The organism is Desulfocurvus vexinensis DSM 17965 (assembly GCF_000519125.1).
Classification (GTDB): domain Bacteria; phylum Desulfobacterota; class Desulfovibrionia; order Desulfovibrionales; family Desulfovibrionaceae; genus Desulfocurvus; species Desulfocurvus vexinensis.
The window spans coordinates 42,056-60,023 of the sequence record NZ_JAEX01000018.1; the positions used below are offsets into that span (position 1 = coordinate 42,056).

Below are 17,968 nucleotides of genomic sequence, written 5' to 3' on the forward strand. Positions count from 1 at the left end.
TCTTCAGTGTCAGCCGCCGGGCCGGGGTTGCGCCCCGGGGGGCGAGGCCTGGCAGGCCTTGGCCACCAGGGCGGCGAGTTCGGGCTCCACGTCGCCAAGGCCCAGGGCGCTGGCGTCCACATGGCGCTTGGGGACGACAACGAAGTCCATGCCTGCGGGCAGGGTGTTCTGATGCAGGCGGAAAAATTCGCGCAGCAGCCGCTTGATACGGTTGCGCGACACTGCCGACCCCAGCTTCCGGCTTACGGCCACGCCCAGCCGCCAGGGGGCGCCGGGCGTGGCGTCGTGAAGCGCGAAAAGAATGAAGTGCCTGGAGAAATGCTTCCTGCCCCGGTCGTAGCACGCAAGGAACTGGGAGCGGTTCAGCAGGCGGTGCCGGCGCGCGAAGGTCAGACCGCTAATCTTTTACGTCCCTTGGCACGGCGGCGGCGCAGCACGGCCCGGCCATTCTTGGTTCTGGAGCGGACCAGGAAACCGTGGGTCCGCTTGCGGCGCAGCTTGCTGGGCTGGTATGTTCTCTTGCTCATTGCAGTTCTCCTTGGGGTGGTCGTAAACGCGAGTACCTAACCCCTCGCCCCGGCCCTGTCAAGGCCGATGGCAAGGCACCCCGGGCGGGGCTCCGGGTGGATGCGCGCGACCGGAAAACGCGCGGGGCGCGACGGTGCGCGCCCCGGATGCATCTGATCGCGGGCGGTCTAAGTGCCCCAGGCGCGCCCCAAAGTCAAGCCCCGGGGTGCGCGGCCACGCGCGGAGCCTCCGCCAGCCGCAGGGCCGGGGCCGCGCCGTGCATCCGGCGCTGGGCGGCCGGGAAAAGGCCCGCCCGGCAGGGGAAAGCCGCGCAGCCCGCCCGGGCCCGCGCCGTGCGCCCTGCCCGCGCCCGCTTGACCGGTGGCCCGGGGTTTGGCAGTGCTGGAACATACCCCACCGCAACCCCCGGAGGTCGCATGGACAATCCCCTGGCCGCCTACCACGAAGGGCGCCTGGCCCAGGCCAAGAAGGCCCTGGTGCGCAACGGGTTCGACGCCTACCTGGTGTCCGGGGCCGGGGCGGCGCGGGCCCTGGTGGAAAAGGACATCCTCGTCCGGCTCATGGTCGAGGAGAACTGCCGCACGGCCTCCTTCGGAGGCTCCATGACCCTGATGGAGACCGGCGTCTACGAGGCCGTGAAGGCCACGGCCGGGCTGGCGGTGCTCGACCCCTTCGACCCCGGGCTGGCGCGCTTCGAATCCCTGCGCGTGCGCCGCGAGGCGCTCACCGCCGACATCTTCTTCACCGGCGCCAACGCCATCACCGCCGACGGCAGGCTGGTGAACCTCGACGCCACGGGCAACCGCGTGGCGGCCCTGGCCTTCGGGCCGCGCTTCGTGGTCGTGGTGGCCGGGCGCAACAAGCTGGCGGGCGGGCTGGACGAGGCCATGCGCCGCGTCAAGGAGCTGGCCGCCCCGGTCAACGCCATGCGCCTGGGCCGCAAGACCCCCTGCACGCGCAGCATGCGCTGCGAGGACTGCGCGAGCCCCGAGCGCATCTGCAACACCTGGTCGATCACCGAACGCTGCTGGCCCAAGAACCGGATCAAGGTCGTGCTGGTGGACCAGGAGCTGGGCTTCTAGGGCGCGGGCGGCCCGGGGTCAGCGCCGGGTCCAGACCTCGCCGCCCGGGGCGTCCTGGAGCTGCCCGCGCGCGACCCACGAGCCGCGCAGGGCGTCGCCCTCCACGTGCAGCACGGTCACGCCCAGGCTGTGGGCGTCGTCGCCCTCCAGGAAGGACAGGGCCAGCACCCCGGCCTGCGGGTCGTGCAGGCCCAGGCCCGCGTAGCGCACCCCGTCGATCTCGGCCTCGAACAGGTAGGCCGCGCCCTGGCGCGTCAGCACGGCGCTGCCGTGGTAGGGGGCCGCGCCGCCGGGGTCGGTGCCGGTGATGGCGTAGGCGCCCGACAGGTCGGGGCCGGGGGCCTGGGCGCGGGCCGGGCCGGGGGCCCACAGCAGGGCCGCCGCCAGGGCCAGGGCCGCCAGCGCGGCCAGGGTCGTGCGTTTCGTGGTCATGGCCGGTCCTTTGGGTCTGCCCCGTGCGCCTAGTCGCCTAGGCGCATCAGGGAGTGGAAGAAGGTCTGCACGAACTTGCCCGAGACGACCTCGGGCAGGGTGAAGACCATGGGCTCGCCTTCGGGGAAGCGCGAGGTGTAGGCGAAGAACAGGTTGGCGCTGATGCTTTTCAGGGCCGCAGGCAGCAGGGTGGCCACCGCCGGGTGGGCCAGGCTTTCGGGGGCCAGGTCCCCCAGGCGGCAGGCCAGGGGGCGGCTGTCGAAGACCAGGCATTCCCCCAGCTCGGACAGCGGGCAGAGCACCCCGGCCTCGCGGTAGGATGTCCACAGGCTGGCCGTGCGCGTGGCGGGCTCCTGGGGGTCGTAGCCCAGGCGGCGCAGCACGCGCAGGGCCTCCACCGCGCGCAGGACCATGGCCTCGCGGTCGGTGCGCGACAGGGCCATGGTCACGGCGTGGTTCAGGTACACGGCCTCGATGAGCGGCATGGTCACCAGGGAGCGGCAGCAGCGGTCGTGGTCGCGCCCGCACAGGGCCGAGGGCCGGGCCCCGTCGCCCAGCAGCACGTCCACGTCCTCCACGGCGCGCTCGTAGTCGGCGAAGAACGGGTAGAGGTCCACGAGGTTCTTGGACTCCAGGCTGGGCTCGCGCACGGACAGCCGCCCGGCCTGCTTGCCGTAGCGGCGCACGAAGCGCCACTGCGAGAAGTTCTGCGGCTTGGCCCGCAGGGGCCGCAGGGCGCGCCCGGCCAGCTTGTGGCCCAGGCCCTTGCGCAGCAGGTAGGCGTTGAGCACCGTGCCCGTGCGCCCGATGCCGTGGCGGCAGTGGATGAGCACGCGCTTGCCCAGGTAGATGGCCTCGTCCAGCCAGTCCAGGGCCTTTTCCAGGCCTTCCAGGTCCGGGGCCTGCTCGTCGGGGATGGGGAAATAATAGACCTCGAAGCCCTGGTCGGCCTCGATCCAGTGCAGGTCGCAGAACTCGTCGCACAGGTTCAGCACGCAGTCGATGCCCTGGGCGCGCAGGTCGGCCAGGGCCTCGTAGGACATGGGCGCCCCGCCCACGGCGAGGCTGTCGGTGACCCAGTCGATGGAGTAGCCGGAAGCCATGGCGCGCCTAGAGGGATTCCAGGAACTGGTCCACCAGTTCCTGGACCTGATCGTCGCCGGTGAGCGCCATGTCCATGAGCCGGGTGCGTCCGAGCAGGGTGCCCACCAGGGTCAGGGTCAGCTCGATCTTGGGCGCCGGGGCGCGGTCCAGGCGGGCGTCGAGCATGTCGCCGGTGACCTTGACGCGGAAGCCCGCGCTGGCCAGGACCTTCTTCACGAAATCCAGGCGCAGCAGGCGCTGGCCCACGCCCGCGCCCCCGCCCTTGAAGCGGAAGTTTACGTAGTTGGCCTCGGGGTGTTCGCCGCACATGGCGTCCACCACCGCGAAGTGGTAGCCGAAGCGCATGAGCAGGTGCATGTATTCGCGGGCCACCACCACGTAGCTGGACAGGATTTTTGACTTCAGGCTGAACACGCCGCCGGACATCTGGTCGAAGCGCTCCCAGTCGAAGGCCAGCAGGCTGCCGTCCCACTGCACGTCGGGGTGGTTCAGCCCTTCCCACAGGGCGATGAGCGAGCCGCTGGCGAAGTGGCAGGGGTCCACGGTTTTTTCCGCCGCCGCCGCCGGGGTCAGGCCACCGCCCAGGTCCAGCACGTGCAGCACCACGGGCAGCGGGGTCTGGAGCAGCTTGGCCTGGGTCAGGCCGCGCCCGTCCTTGCCCACCAGGGAGAACATCTCGCCCACCCCGCGCTCGTGGCAGAAGCGCACGATGTCGTGGATGGTGCGGCAGCCGTGGGGCGCGAAGTTCTCGTCCTCGGGGTCGGTGAGGTTCAGGGGCGAAATGCGGCTCATGACCTCGGCCATGCGCCTGCGGAACGGCGTGTCGCGCTGGGGCCGGGGGCGGCCCGCGCGCTCCTTCAGCGCCGCCACCGCGCCGTCGTAGACCCGGCCATGGGTGGCGTCCACGGTGACCTGGCGGCCTTCTTCCAGGGTGCGGGTGGCGAACTTGGCGTTGACCACCACCGGCAGGCCGAATTCGCGGGCCACGGAGGCGAAGTGGCTGGCCTTGGAGCCGGTGTCGGTGACCACGGCGGCCAGGCGCTCCAGCACGCTGACATAGGCCGGGGAGAGGGTATCGGCCACCAGCACGCAGCCCTCGGCCACGCTGTCGAGGTCGGTGATCCGCTGGGGCTTGCACACCGGGCCCATGCCCACCCCGGGGCTGGCGGGCACCCCGCGCAGCAGCGGCTCGTCGGGCAGGGGGGCGTCGCGGTCCGGCTCCGGCTCGCCGTCCGCCGCCTCCAGGCCCAGGGGCCGGGCCTGGAGGATGTACAGCGAGCCGTTGCGGTCCATGCACCATTCGATGTCCTGCGGGGCGCGGAACAGCCGCTCCAGGTGCAGCCCGACCCGGGCCAGGGACAGGGCGTGGGCCTCGGGCAGGCAGGGGCCCTCGTCGGGCGTGTCGCCGCAGACCACCTGCGGCGCGCCGCCGCCGGAGGCGTGGGCCACGATGGCGGGGGCCTCGCCGCGCGAGATGGTCAGGGTTTCGGGCGAGGCGCTGCCGTCCACCAGGGCGCGGCCCATGCCGGGCACGGCGTACACGGCCAGGGTGTCGCCGTCCGGGTCGGCGGGGTCGCGGGTGTAGACCACGCCGCTGGCTGCGGGGTCGATCATCTCGGTGACCAGCACGGCCATGGGCGTCTGCTGGTCGGGCAGGCCGTAGCGGATGCGGTAGGTCACGGCCTTGGCGCTGTACTTGCTCGCCAGCACCTTCTTGTAGGCCGGGGTGATGTCCGACAGCGACACGCCGAGCACGGACTCGTACTGCCCGGCGAAGGAGGCCTCGGAGTCCTCGCCGCGCGCGCTGGAGCGCAGGGCCAGGCGCACGCGCCCGCCGCGCGCCCCGGCCAGCAGCATGGCCCGGTGGCGGTACTCCTGCTCCACCGCCGGAGGCACCTCGCCCGCCAGGATCAGGCGTTGGATCTCCTCGCAGATGTCGCCCACGAACCCCGGGGCGTCGAGGTTGACCTTGGCCAGCAGGGTGTCGATGCGCGGGCGCAGCTCGTTGTATTCGATGAAATAATGGAAGGCCCGGCAGGTGATGACGAAGCCCTCGGGCACGGGCAGCTCGGCCAGGGCGGCCGCCTGGGCCAGGTTGTGGGCCTTGCCCCCGGCGCAGGCCGGGCGGCCCAGGGCCTCCTCGTAGCTCATGGCGAAGGGCGGGGCGAACTCGAAGTCCTGCGGCTCGGAGGCCATGGTCAGGTAGAAGGCGATCTTGTTGCGGTAGTCGGGCAGGTCCAGGTAGTTGCCCGGGGTCATGGCCAGCAGCTCGCGCACCAAAAAGTCGGACTGCGAAAGCAGCTCGCGCACCAGCTGGTTGACGCGGGCCCAGTCCACGGGCGTGCCGCCGTAGTGGATGTCCTCCAGTTCGGCGATGCGCTCCAGGCAGGCGCGGTCGATCTCCAGCAGGTTCTTGAACGACTCGTACTTGCGCCGCAAGACGGTGCCGGGGGCGAAGACCTGGTAGGTCCAGTGCTTGAACAGCTCCTTGAAGTCCATGGGACGCGGGGCTCCTTGCCTGGGGGTTCTAGCTGGCCAGGACCTTGCCGACCTTGTCTTCCAGCTCGTCCTTGTCGATGGGCTTGACGCAGTAGTCCGCCGCGCCCAGGCGCTGGCACTGGCGCGCGGTCTCGATGGTCGGATAGCCGGTGAGCATGATGACCCGCGTGCCCGGAGAGACCTTCTTGAGCTCTTCGAGCACCTCGACGCCGGTCATCTTCTTGAGCTTGATGTCCAGGATGGCCAGGTCCGGGGCGTGGGCCTTGGCGTGGGCCAGGGCCTCCTCCTCCTCGGTGAAGGCCTCCACGCTGTGCCCCTTGCGTTCCAGGATGCGCTTGATGAGCACGCCTGCGTCCATCACATCGTCGAGCACGATGATCGTGGCCATGTCAGTCTCCTTGGGGTGCTGCGGTCTGTAGCTCGCCCCGGATCACGGCGACCTCGGGGCAATCCTCGTCGGGCAGGCCTTCCTTGGTCAGGGGCAGCTCCACGAAGAACACCGTGCCGGGGCCGGGGGGCTTGGTCTCGTTCTTGTCGCCTTCGCTGGCCAGATACTCCACGGGCGCGGGGCTGGTCACCGAAATTTTTCCGCCGTGGTCGGCCACGATGCCGAAGGACACGGACAGGCCCAGGCCCGTGCCCTCGCCCACGGGCTTGGTGGTGAAGAAGGGGTCGAAGACCTGGGGCAGGTCGCCCCCGGTGATGCCCGAGCCCGTGTCGGCCACGGTGACCACCACCCGGCGGCGGTGGCTGCACAGCTTGGTGCCCACCAGGATGTGCCCGTCGGAGCCGATGGCGTCGAAGGCGTTGGAGAGCAGGTTCATCCAGACCTGCTTGAGCCGCGCGGCGTCGCCCACGATGGGCGGCACCGTGGGGTCGAAGTCCGTCTGCACGATGACGCGCTCCTGGCGGAAGATCTGGGCCACCAGGTCCACCACCTCCTGGATGGAGGTGTTCAGGTCCATGGGTTCCATGGCGGTCTGGGTGCTGCGCGAAAAGCCCAGCAGGTCGGCCACGATGCGTCGGCAGACCTTGGTCTGGCGCTCGATGGTCTTCAGGTCCTTGTGCAGCTGGCTGTCGGCGGCGGCGTCTTCGAGCAGGAGCTGGGCGTAGCCCAGGATGATGCCCAGCGGGGTGTTGATCTCGTGGGCCACGCCTCCGGCCATCTTGCCCAGGTCGTGCATCTTCTGGGAGTGGATGAGCCGCTCCTGGTACTGCTTGATGACGGTGATGTCGCGCGCGGTGAGCAGCAGGCCGATGATCTTCTCCCCGCTGCGCACGGGCACCTTGAGGATGTGGAACCAGCGCTTGTCGCCCTTGCGCCCGGTGAGGATCTGCTTGGACAGCGGCGCGCCGCTCATGAGGATCTGGCGGTCCTCGTGGTAGTTGGCGTCGGCCTGGCCCTCGCTGAAGAGGTCGAAGTCCGTGCGGCCGAGGATGTCCTTCTCGTTGCGGTGGAAATAGGTGCAGAAGGCCTTGTTCACGGCCATGTAGCGCAGCTCGTCGTCCTGCAGCGAGACCAGGTCGGGGGTCACGTCGAGGATGGTCTGCATGAGCTGGCGCTGGCGCTCCAGGTCGCTGTGGGTCTGCTTGAGCTCGTCGATGTAGGCGTTGAGCGTCAGGGCCATGATGTCGAAGGTCTCGGCCAGGGCCTGGATCTCGTCGCCCTGGTTCTCGAGGAAGACCTTGCACGAGCGGCAGGTGCGCAGCTTTTCGGGCAGGGCCACATCGGCGCAGTGCGGGCACAGGGTGCCCGCCAGGTACCAGCAGCGGTGGCGGTCGTCGCGGTAGGCCGGGCAGTCCTGGTTGGTGCAGTTCATGACCTCCCAGCAGTCGCGCGACAGGGGCGGGGCGGTCTGCACGTCGAGGTTGCCGCGCACCACCTCCTCGGCGCTCTCGCGCAGGATGTCCAGGCGGCGGGTTATGCCCCGGGCAAACAGGGTGGAGAGCAGGATGGCCGCCACGGCCACGGCGGCGGTGATGCCGAAGATGGTGACCATGATCTGGCTTTTGGCGCTCTGCACGCGCACCTGGCTGATGCCCAGGCGCACGGTGCCGAAGCTGTCGGTGCCGATGATCACCGGGGCCGCGAAGTCGTAGATGCGCATGGATCCGGCGTCGAGCAGCTGCACGTGCACGTCGCGCCCCCTGGCGGCGTTGGCCTCGCGCAGGTCCACGGGGAAGTCGGTCTTGAAGGAGTGGACCACCACGTCGCCCTGGCGGTCCTGCACGAAGGCGTAGGTGATGTAGGGCGAGAGCCCGGCCACCTCGTCCACCAGGGTCTTCAGGCGCAGGAAGTCCTGGCCGAGCATGGGGTCCAGGGCGCGCAGGGCCAGGTTTCTGGCCATGCTGGTGCCCCGGTCGCGGTTCTCCTCGATGATGGCGTTCACGCTGACGCGCGACACGCCGATGGACACCAGCACGCCGAAGAAGATGACGATGAGCGCGGTGCCCAGGTTGATCTTGTCCTGGAACTTCAGGCGGTCGAGGAAGCGGGGGGTGCGGGTCACCGCAGCAGTTCCTCCCCGACCATCTCGGCCAGGCGGCGCACGGGGTCGAAGTCCGCGTCCTGCGAGGGAATGATGGCCGTGAGCCCGGCGTTTTCCAGGATCGGCCTGTGGGTGGGCCTGCTGATGTCCAGGGCGATCATGGCGTCGCGGATCTTGCGCACGATTTCGGGGTCCAGGCCCTTGCGCGCGGCGTAGACCCAGCCCGGATACCAGCGCGACACGTCCAGCACGCGGATCTGCGACACGTCGATGGTGTTGGCCACGATGGCCAGGGTGCCCTCGCGGATGGAACCCACGCCGTACTTGCCGGAATACACGCCCAGCACGACCTTTTCCTGCTTGCCGCCGGGGCCGGGGGCGAAGGCGATCTCGGTGAAGTCTTCCTTGTGGATGCCGTTTTCAATGAAATGGCCCAGGGGGTAGAGATAGCCGCCGGCGCTGGAGGGGTCCACGGCCAGCCAGCGCTCGCCGCGCACGTCCTGGAGGGTCTTGATGCGCGGGTTGTCGGCGCGGGTGATGATCTGGCCGCGGAAGTTGCGGCCCTCGGGCTCCACCACGCGGGCGAAAGCCCAGGCGCCCTGGCGCTCGGCCATCTTAATGTAGATGAAGGGGTTGGAGAAGGAGATGTCGATGAGCCCCTGATCGACCATGTTCATGTGCTCGCCGAAGGTGTCGGGGAAGACCTGGCGCATCCTGAGCCCCGTGGCCTCGGCCAGGTACTCCACCAGCAGGTGGTGGCGCTGGTAGGAGGTGGCGTGGGAGTACTGGGGCGCGTAGGCGTAGGTGAGCTCCTCCTGGCGCTGGTGGAAGGTGATGGGCTCGCGTTTGGTCAGGTCCACCTGGCGCACGGGCTCGTTGTCGTTGCAGCTGGACAGGGGCACGGCCAGCAGCAGCGCCAGCAGCACCACCAGCACGAGGCCCGGCAGGTCGTGGGGCAGCTTGCGCAAGAGCGTCCTGTACAGCGGCGAGGAGGGCATGCGGGAACTCATATCCCGAAAATCCGGCAATTGGTACCCCAAAACGGAGGGCGGTCCGTCGCCCGTGGCTCGCGGTGCGTGGCCTCCGGGCGCGGCCCCGGGCGGGTGCGCAGAAAAATGCGCCCCCGGGTGTTGACACCCGCCCTAGGTGTCTTATCACTCTCCCCGAAGCCCGTCGCCGGTTGGCATGAGCCTTTCCGGTCGCGGGCGATCAGGTGCCATGGGCTGGCACTCGCAACCCGGGAGTGCCAAAGCCGCAACCAGCCACTCCTTAAAATCATTCGGAGGATAGTCATGAAACTGAAACCGTTGAACGACCGCGTCCTGGTCAAGCGTCTGGAGAGCGAAGAAGTCACCGCCGGGGGCATCATCATCCCCGACACCGCCAAGGAAAAGCCCATCAAGGGCCAGATCGTGGCCGCCGGGCCCGGCAAGCGCGACGACGCGGGCAAGGCCATTCCCATGTCCGTCAAGGCTGGCGACTTCGTGCTGTTCAACAAGTACGCCGGAACCGAGGTCAAGATCGACGGCGTGGAGCACCTCGTCATGCGCGAGGATGACATCCTGGCTATCATCGAGAAGTAACCCGCCCGTTCCCGATTTTTCCCACTTTGCATGAACAAGGAGAAACGACATGTCCGCTAAAGAGATCCTTTTCGACGCCAAGGCGCGCGAGAAACTGAAGAAGGGCGTTGACAAGCTGGCCAACGCCGTCAAGGTCACCCTGGGCCCCAAGGGCCGCAACGTGGTCATCGAGAAGTCCTTCGGCTCCCCGATCATCACCAAGGACGGCGTGACCGTGGCCAAGGAGATCGAGCTGGCCGACAAGTTCGAGAACATGGGCGCCCAGATGGTCAAGGAAGTGGCCTCCAAGACCTCCGACGTGGCCGGTGACGGCACCACCACGGCCACCATCCTGGCCCAGTCCATCTTCACCGAGGGCGTGAAGCTCGCCGCCGCCGGGCGCAACCCCATGGCCGTGAAGCGCGGCATCGACAAGGCCGTGCTGGCCCTGGCCGAAGAGCTCTCCAAGATCGCCAAGCCCACCCGCGACCAGAAAGAGATCGCCCAGGTCGGCACCATCTCCGCCAACAACGACGCCACCATCGGCAACATCATCGCCGAGGCCATGAACAAGGTCGGCAAGGAAGGCGTCATCACGGTGGAGGAGGCCAAGGGCCTGGACACCACCCTGGACGTGGTCGAGGGCATGCAGTTCGACCGCGGCTACCTCTCCCCCTATTTCGTCACCGATCCCGAGAAGATGACCTGCGAGATGGAGGAGCCGCTGATCCTCATCCACGAGAAGAAGGTCTCCAACATGAAGGACCTGCTGCCCGTGCTGGAGCAGACCGCCAAGATGTCCCGCCCGCTGGTGATCATCGCCGAGGACGTGGACGGCGAGGCCCTGGCCACCCTGGTGGTCAACAAGCTGCGCGGCACGCTCCAGGTCTCCGCCGTCAAGGCCCCGGGCTTTGGCGAGCGCCGCAAGGAGATGCTCAAGGACATCGCCATCCTCACCGGCGGCCAGGTCGTTTCCGAGGACCTGGGCATCAAGCTGGAGAACATGACCGTGGCCGACCTGGGCACCGCCAAGCGCGTGGTCATCGACAAGGAGAACACCACCATCGTTGACGGCGCCGGCAAGAGCGAGGACATCAAGGCCCGCGTGAAGCAGCTGCGCGCCCAGATCGACGAGACCACCTCCGACTACGACCGCGAGAAGCTCCAGGAGCGCCTGGCCAAGATCGTGGGCGGCGTGGCGGTGATCAACGTCGGCGCGGCCACCGAGACCGAGATGAAGGAGAAGAAGGCCCGCGTCGAGGACGCCCTCAACGCCACCCGCGCCGCCGTGGAAGAGGGCATCGTGCCCGGCGGCGGCGTCGCCCTGGTGCGCTGCGCCAAGGTGCTCTCCAAGATCAAGCCCGCCGACGACGACGAGCTGGCCGGCGTGAACATCATCGCCCGCGCCATCGAAGAGCCCCTGCGCATGATCGCCAACAACGCGGGCATGGAAGGCTCCGTGGTGGTGGAGAAGGTGCGCGGCGGCAAGGACGGCTTCGGCTTCAACGCCGCCACCGGCGAATACGAAGACCTGATCAAGGCCGGTGTCATCGACCCCAAGAAGGTCACCCGCACCGCCCTGCAGAACGCGGCCTCCGTGTCCGGCCTGCTGCTGACCACCGAGTGCGCCATCGCCGAGAAGCCCGAAGACAAGCCCGCTGCCCCGGCCATGCCCGGCGGCATGGGCGGCATGGGCGGCATGTACTAGGCCCCCGCGCGCCTTACCCCGGATGATCAAAGGCCGACCCGCAAGGGTCGGCCTTTTTGTTTGCCTGCGGGGGAGGGAGCTGCGGCGGGCTTTCCCCGCCGCGCCGTCCGGGCCGCGCGGCGAAGGGCCCCCGGGGCGGGCGCACGGGGCCGGAGCAGGCCCCGGCGGAGCGCCCCGGGGGCCTTCCCGGGCCGAAAAATGGGGCTGCCTTCGCCAGCGAAGACAGCCCCGTTTCCAGGCAAAGCGGAAGCCGGAACGCCTAGTCCACCTTGAAGAAGGCCTTCTTGGCGGCCTTGCACACGGGGCAGGCGTCCGGGGCTTCGTGCTCGACGGTGTGGCCGCACACGGAGCAGACGTAGTATTCGGCGGGCTCGGGGTTGTCCAGGGTGTCCAGGGCCTTGCGGTAGAGCTTGGCGTGCACGGCCTCGACCACGTTGGCGAACTCGAAGGAGCGCAGGGCGGCCTTGTGGCCTTCGGCCTTGGCGTCCTCGATCATGGGCGGGTACATCTCCTTGAACTCGTGGGTCTCGCCCTCGATGGCGGCCTTGAGGTTCTCGGCGGTGGTGCGGATGGCGCCCAGGGCCCGCAGGTGGGCGTGGGCGTGCACGGTCTCGGCGGCGGCGGCGGCGCGGAACAGGCGCGCGGCCTGGGGGTGGCCTTCCTTGTCGGCCTTCTCGGCGAAGGCCAGGTATTTGCGGTTGGCCTGGGATTCGCCGGCAAAGGCCTCCATCAGGTTCTTCTCGGTCTTGCTCATGGTCGCTCCTTGCGGGTACTAATTGTTATTAGGAATATTTACTGACAGGAAGGAATGTACAGCATTTCCAGGGGGAGTCAAGGGCCAAATGCGAGGAAATTCCCCCCGGGGCCCGCCAGGCCCCGCAAACGGGTCCGGGCCTATTCAAATCCCTGAAACAACCGATGAAACAGCCAGGGCGGTTGCCATCGGCCGGGCAAGGCGTGTACAGGATACGAAACTCAGGCCTTCAGGGGAAGAGCAGTGGCTGTTTTCAAGTGCCCGTCCTGCGGGCTGGACAGGAAGCTCCCGGACAAATACGCGGACCGCAGGGTCCGCTGCCCCAGGTGTGGCGAGAGCTCGCTGGTGGCGGCCGACGCGGGCGACCTGCACCTGGACGATGTGATCGAAGCCGAGCCCGCGGCCCGGCCCCAGGCGGCGGGGCGCACCGGGGGCAAGGCCATCAGCGAGGCCGAGCTGTCCCGCGCCATGGAGGCGGAGCTGCGGCCCCGGTTCATCGAGGGCGGGGCGCTGGGCAACCTGGCGGGCGGGCTGGTGGCCGGGGTCCTGGGCGTGCTCTTCGCCCTGGCCGTGGCCACGCTGGTTTCTTCCCAGGGCGCGCTGCTGGAGCACTTTCCCCACGCGGTGACCATGGCCCTTTTGGGCGCCACGGTGCTGGGCCTGGCGGTGGCCCTGCGCAGCCGCATCGCCTTTGCCGCCGCCGGGCCGGAAACCATGACCGGCGTGGTGCTTTTCCTGCTCGCGGGCTTCGTGCAGGAGCGCATGACGGGCGCGCCCGCCGAGGCGGTACTGGCCACCACCCTGGCGGCCCTGGCCGTGTGCGGCCTGTTCACGGGCGCCCTGCTGCTGGCGGCGGGCCTGTCGCGCAGCAGCGACCATGTGCGCTACGTGCCCATCCAGGCCCTGGGCGGCGTGCTGGCGGCGGTGGGCTTCATGCTGGTGGTCCAGGCCTTCGGGGTGGCCCTGGGGCGCAGCGTGTGCCTGGGCGACATCATGGCCCGCTATTTCGATGCCGAATTGTGCCTGCGCTGGGCTCCGGCCATCGGGCTGGGGGTCGCGCTGTTCGTGGTCCTGCGCTGGGTCCGCAACGCCTATGCCGTGGCGGCGCTGCTGGCCCTGGCCGTGGGCGCCTGCCACGGCTACCTGCACTGGCAGGGCATCGGGCTGGAGCAGGCCCGGGAGCTGGGCTGGCTGTTCGGCCCCCTGGCCGCCCGGGCGCCCTGGGCCCATGTCCAGGACGCGGGCTTCCTGGACAGCATCGACTGGATGGTCATCGCCGACTGCGCGGGCTACGTGCTGGCCCTGGGCGGGCTGGTGGCGGGCTCGGCCATGATCCGCATCTCGGAGATGGAGGTCGTCACCGGCAAGCCCGTGGACCTGGACGGCGAATTCCGCGTGCTGGGGGTGGGCAACATGCTGTGCGCCCTGGGCGGCGGCCTGCCGGGCACCCTGTCGCTGGACCGCAGCCTGGGCAACCGCCTGGCCGGGGCCTCGGGCATGCTGGCGGGGCTCACAGGCACGGCGGTGTGCGCCCTGGCCCTGGTGCTGGCCGACCGCTGGCTGCCGCTGCTGCCGCGCTTCGTCCCGGCGGGCATCCTGGCCGGGCTGGGCCTGTCGCTGCTGTGGCGCTGGCTGGGCGAGACGCGCACCCGCTTCACCCACAAGGGCGACTACGCCCTGCTGGTGCTGGTGTTCCTGGTCACGGTCTGCCTGGGGCTGCTGCCGGGGCTGGCCATCGGGGCGGCCCTGGCCATGCTGGTCACCGCCGTGCGCTACGGCTCGGTGAGCGTGGTGCGCCTGGAGATGTCCGGCGCCAACTTCCACAGCCACGCCGACCGCGCCCCGGCCCAGCAGGCCGTGCTGCGCGCCAAGGGCGACCAGATCCACGTTTTGACCCTGCAGGGCTTCATCTTCCTGGGCACCACCAACCGCCTGATCGAGATGATCACCGCGCGGCTGCACGACCAGGGGCGCGAGCCGCTGCGCTTCGTGCTGCTGGACTTCACCTTCACCAGCGGTCTGGACTCGTCGGTGGCCATCTCCTTCATCCGCATGAAGCAGATCGCCAAGACCGGCGGGTTCCTGCTGGTGTTCACCAACGTGCCCTTCGAGCTGGAGACGCAGCTGGCCCGGGCGGGCTGCGTGCTCTCCGACCAGGACGGCGGCTCCATCACCGTGACCTCGCTGGACTACGCCCTGGAATGGGCCGAGGACCATATCCTCGACGAGGCCGACGAGCTGCACCAGGAGCACAAGAACCTGGCCGAGCTGCTGGCGCCGGTGTTTCCCGACCGGCAGCTCATCCCGCTGCTGCTGCGCGTGCTGACGCGGGTCGAGGTGGCCCGGGGGCGGGTGGTCTTCCGCCAGGGCGACGCCCCGGACAGCATGTACTTCATCGAACGCGGCACGGTGAACGTGGAAATGGCCCTGGAGGGGGAAAAGCACCTGCGGCTGAAGAAGATGGGCCCGGGCACGGTGTTCGGCGAGATGGGCCTGTACACCTCGGCCCCGCGCTCGGCCACCGTGACCGCCGCCGAGGACTGCGTGTTGCACCGCCTGCCCGCCAAGGCCCTGCCCCTGCTTCAGCACAAGCGCCCCGACCTGGCGGCGGCCATCCACCACTTCGTGGTCGGGCTGCTGGCCGACCGGGTGGCGGCCTCCAACGCCGCCCTGCGCGAGGTCCTGCGCTAGCGGGGTCGGCGCCCGCCCCCCGGCGGGCCCGCGCGCGGACCGCCGCAGCCCCGGCCCCGGGCGCCAGGGGGCATCCGGCGCCCGGACTGCACGTGCCCAGCAAGGGCGTTGCATCCGCGCCCGGGGCGCGCTAGTGTGCCGTGGCCCCCGCAACCGCCAACCCCACGACGCGCATGAAACTCAAGATAGCCCTGTGTGCCTTCCTTTTGCTGCTGCTGTCCCTGGGGTTCAGCATCATGCTGACCACGGCGTCCATGGAGAAGGTCTACACCGAGGCCATCATCTCGGAATACCGCGTCATCGCCCTGGACCTGCAGCGCGCCCTGGACCGGGCCCTGAAGTTCGGCAAGCGCCTGGACAAGTTCACGGGCATCGACCGCGTGCTCGAAGACACGCGCGGGCAGATCTTCAAGAACGTGGTGCTGCGGCACACGCCCTCGGGCTACCAGCGCAAGATGCTGCGCGAGGACGATGTGGTCATCTCCATCGTGCTGCCCGACGGCCAGATATTGCACTCCACCAACCCGGCCCTGGCGGGCGAGGCCCTGCCCCGCGAGCTGCGGGCGCTGTTCGCCACCCCGGGGGCGGACCAGGGGCAGGCCCCGGCCTTCGTCAAGCATCTTGGCCAGTTCAGCATCGCCCTGCCCGTCACCGAGGGCAAGGGCATCGCCGCCTACACGGTGATCAGCTTCGGCGAGCAGCAGGTGGAGCAGCTGCTGGGGCCCTTCTTCGACCACAACCTCAAGGTCTTCGCCGGGGTCATGGTCTGCGGCATGGCCCTGCTGATCCTGGCGCTCAACCTCGTGACCCACGCCGCGCCGCTGGCCACGGGGCTGCCCGGGCGGCGCATTTCGGTGTTGCTGTTCCTGGTGGTGGGCACGGCGCAGATCGTTTTTGCGGGCATGAACCTGCGCGCCTTCCGCGACGAATTCCTGGCCATCAACCAGACCAAGGCCGAGACGCTGATGACCCTGCTCAAGGAGGACGTGGAGTTCTTCTTCGGCAAGGGCCTGCGCCTGGACAGCCTGAGCGGGCTGGACCAGCTGCTGGGCGATATCATCGCCGCCTCGCCGGAGCTGCGCGACATCGCCGTGTACGACGCCGAGGGGCGGCTGGTGTTCGTGGCCACGCACCAGGGCGCCTTCGACTACCGCGCGGGCGGCACCCCCGGCCCCCGGCAGGACCCCGGCCCCCTGGACGGCCAGTACGACCCGCGCTACCGCGCCCACACGCCGCTGATGCGCGAGGGTTCCCTGCACGGGCACCTGGTGGCCAACGTCTCGCGCCAGAGCATGCTGGAAAAGCTGACGGAAATCTTCAAGGACTCGGCCACCGTGCTGGTCATCTCCATCCTGTTCTTCGTGGAGATGCTCATCCTGGCCAACCTGTTCATCAAGGACCAGTACGTGCGGACCAACGGCGCCAACGCGCCGCCCGCGGGCGACCCCTGCGCCCTGCCCGGGGCGGGCATCCCCTTCGGGGCCATCCGTCCGGCGGCGTTTTTGTTCCTGCTGGGCATCGACATGTGCATCTCCTTCCTGCCGCTGTACATGAAGGTGCTGCCCATCCCCGACCTGGGCCTGTCGCAGGAGGTGGTGCTGGGTCTGCCCATCTCGGTGGAGATGCTTTTCGTGGGCGTGGCGCTGCTGGGGGCCGGGCCGTGGATCGACCGGCGCGGCTGGCACGAGCCCTTCTGGTTCGGCCTGGGGGCGGCCCTGGCGGGCACGGCCTGGTCGGCCCTGGCGCCCGACGCGCTGCACTTCATCGCCTCGCGCGGGCTTGTGGGCCTGGGCTACGGGGCGTTCCTCATGGCCGCCCAGGGCTTCGTGGTGCGCCAGACCGACCGGGGCAGCAAGGCCCAGGGCATGGCCCAGCTGTGGGCGGGCGTGTTCGCGGGCAGCATTTGCGGCGGCGCCGCCGGGGCCATGATGGCCGAGCGCGTGGGCTTCCGGCCCGTGCTGCTGGCGGGCACGGCGATCATCGTCTTTGCCGGGGCCTACGCCCTGGGCTTCATGCGCCGGGCCATGGCCCGCCCGACCTTCTGCACCCTGAACCCCGGCGCCCACGCCCGGGGCCGCCTGACCCCGGGCCGCGCCCTGCGCTTCCTGACCAACCGCGACGTGTTCGGCCTGGTGGTGTTCAGTTCCATCCCGGCCTCTCTGGCCTTTGTGGGTTTCATGTATTATTTCAGCCCGGTCTACCTCGCCGGGATCGGCCAGTCGCAGTCCGACATCGGGCGCGTGTACATGCTCTACGGGGTGTGCCTGATCTATGTCGCGCCCTATCTGGCCAAGTTCCTGGACCGCGCCGGGAACCAGAAGTTCCTCATCTTCCTGTCCGGCACCACCGGCTGCCTGGGGTTCACGACCTACTACTACTTCGGCGGCCTGGAAGCCACGGCGCTGACTGCGCTGCTGCTGGGCGTCTCGGGCAGCCTGGACGCCTCGCGGGCCTTCGTGCTCAAGCTGCGGGCCACCCACGAGCTGGGCGAGGGCACGGCCATGAGCCTGTTCAATTCCGTGGGCCGCACCGGCCAGATCATCGGGCCCATGCTCTTCGGCTGGATGCTGCTGACCTTCGGCATGCCCGACGCCGTGACCTATTTCGGCATCGGCTACCTGGCCATCACCGTGCTGTTCACCCTGACCACGCGCTCCGAGGCGACCCTGGCCGCCAAGGGGCTGCTGCACACGGACCAGTAAGGGGTCCGGCGCCCGAGGCGCCCCTGCGCCCTGCCCGACAGCCGGGCCGGATTCCTGCAAGGAACCCGGCCCGGCTGCCGCGCATTGGCCCGGCCGCTCCACCCAGCCCCCCGTCCCCAGCCTTCCAGCCTGATCCCCCACCCGAGCCTCCCCACCCGAGCCTCCCCACCCGAGCCTCCCCACCCGAGCCTCCCCACCCGAGCCTCCCCACCCGAGCCTCCCCACCCCGGGACCGCGCGGCGCTTCGCCGCGCGGTCCCGGGGTGGCGTGCGGGGTCCAGGGGCCCTTGGCCCCTGGCGGGGGGTGCAGGGGGGCAGCGCCCCCTTGCCGGGGTCCGGGGCAGCGCCCCGGCAGCCATCCGCCCCTCGGCCCGCCGCCCGCGTCCTGGCTGGCGGGGCGTTTGCTTCTGGTGTAGGC

General features: G+C 69.5%; 14 protein-coding genes. 5 read left to right on the forward strand and 9 right to left on the reverse strand.

Annotation, left to right across the window (positions count from 1 at the left end; genetic code table 11):
- Positions 1–9: 9 nt before the first annotated feature.
- Positions 10–402: a ribonuclease P protein component gene (gene rnpA, locus G495_RS20490; protein WP_084458194.1), complete on the reverse strand. Its 393-nt coding sequence runs from the start codon at positions 400–402 to the stop codon at positions 10–12.
- Positions 390–527, reverse strand: coding sequence for a 50S ribosomal protein L34 (rpmH, locus tag G495_RS21160; RefSeq protein ID WP_084458196.1), 138 nt, complete (start codon positions 525–527; stop codon positions 390–392). Before rpmH ends, rnpA begins: the two co-directional genes overlap by 13 nt.
- Positions 528–944: 417 nt before the next feature.
- On the opposite strand from rpmH, the gene G495_RS0111790 reads away from it, so the two are divergent.
- On the forward strand, positions 945–1,610 hold the full coding sequence (locus G495_RS0111790) for a lactate utilization protein (RefSeq protein WP_028587972.1): 666 nt from the start codon (positions 945–947) through the stop codon (positions 1,608–1,610).
- A gap of 18 nt (positions 1,611–1,628) precedes the next feature.
- On the opposite strand, the gene G495_RS0111795 is transcribed toward G495_RS0111790, so the two are convergent.
- The 6 genes from G495_RS0111795 to G495_RS0111820 are packed head-to-tail and all read right to left on the reverse strand — an operon-like array spanning position 1,629 to position 9,144.
- The gene (locus G495_RS0111795; protein WP_028587973.1) at positions 1,629–2,042 is read right to left on the reverse strand and encodes a hypothetical protein; all 414 of its coding nucleotides are present in this window, start codon (positions 2,040–2,042) and stop codon (positions 1,629–1,631) included.
- A gap of 29 nt (positions 2,043–2,071) precedes the next feature.
- Positions 2,072–3,145 carry a protein-tyrosine phosphatase family protein gene (locus G495_RS0111800; protein WP_028587974.1) on the reverse strand — a complete coding sequence of 358 codons (1,074 nt, stop codon included), beginning with the start codon at positions 3,143–3,145 and terminating at the stop codon, positions 2,072–2,074.
- A gap of 7 nt (positions 3,146–3,152) precedes the next feature.
- A complete protein-coding gene (locus G495_RS0111805; protein ID WP_028587975.1) occupies positions 3,153–5,645 on the reverse strand; it encodes a PEP/pyruvate-binding domain-containing protein in 2,493 nt (830 codons plus the stop codon).
- A 28-nt stretch (positions 5,646–5,673) separates the two neighbouring features.
- Positions 5,674–6,033: a response regulator gene (locus G495_RS0111810; protein WP_028587976.1), complete on the reverse strand. Its 360-nt coding sequence runs from the start codon at positions 6,031–6,033 to the stop codon at positions 5,674–5,676.
- A gap of 1 nt (position 6,034) precedes the next feature.
- Positions 6,035–8,155, reverse strand: coding sequence for an ATP-binding protein (locus G495_RS0111815; protein ID WP_028587977.1), 2,121 nt, complete (start codon positions 8,153–8,155; stop codon positions 6,035–6,037).
- The gene (locus G495_RS0111820) at positions 8,152–9,144 is read right to left on the reverse strand and encodes a phosphate/phosphite/phosphonate ABC transporter substrate-binding protein (protein ID WP_084458197.1); all 993 of its coding nucleotides are present in this window, start codon (positions 9,142–9,144) and stop codon (positions 8,152–8,154) included. The genes G495_RS0111815 and G495_RS0111820 overlap by 4 nt, the downstream gene beginning before the upstream one ends.
- Positions 9,145–9,426: 282 nt before the next feature.
- Here G495_RS0111820 and groES point away from each other — a divergent pair, with 282 nt between their 5' ends.
- Positions 9,427–9,717 carry a co-chaperone GroES gene (gene groES, locus G495_RS0111825; protein WP_028587979.1) on the forward strand — a complete coding sequence of 97 codons (291 nt, stop codon included), beginning with the start codon at positions 9,427–9,429 and terminating at the stop codon, positions 9,715–9,717.
- A gap of 49 nt (positions 9,718–9,766) precedes the next feature.
- Entirely contained in the window at positions 9,767–11,404 is a 1,638-nt protein-coding gene (gene groL / locus G495_RS0111830) for a chaperonin GroEL (RefSeq protein WP_028587980.1), read from the forward strand.
- Between the two features lie 259 nt (positions 11,405–11,663).
- On the opposite strand, the gene G495_RS0111835 is transcribed toward groL, so the two are convergent.
- Positions 11,664–12,158 carry a rubrerythrin family protein gene (locus G495_RS0111835; protein WP_028587981.1) on the reverse strand — a complete coding sequence of 165 codons (495 nt, stop codon included), beginning with the start codon at positions 12,156–12,158 and terminating at the stop codon, positions 11,664–11,666.
- A gap of 243 nt (positions 12,159–12,401) precedes the next feature.
- On the opposite strand from G495_RS0111835, the gene G495_RS18925 reads away from it, so the two are divergent.
- Positions 12,402–14,849: a cyclic nucleotide-binding domain-containing protein gene (locus G495_RS18925; RefSeq protein ID WP_035251957.1), complete on the forward strand. Its 2,448-nt coding sequence runs from the start codon at positions 12,402–12,404 to the stop codon at positions 14,847–14,849.
- A gap of 173 nt (positions 14,850–15,022) precedes the next feature.
- A complete protein-coding gene (locus G495_RS18930) occupies positions 15,023–17,551 on the forward strand; it encodes an MFS transporter (protein WP_051445334.1) in 2,529 nt (842 codons plus the stop codon).
- Positions 17,552–17,968 lie beyond the last annotated feature (417 nt).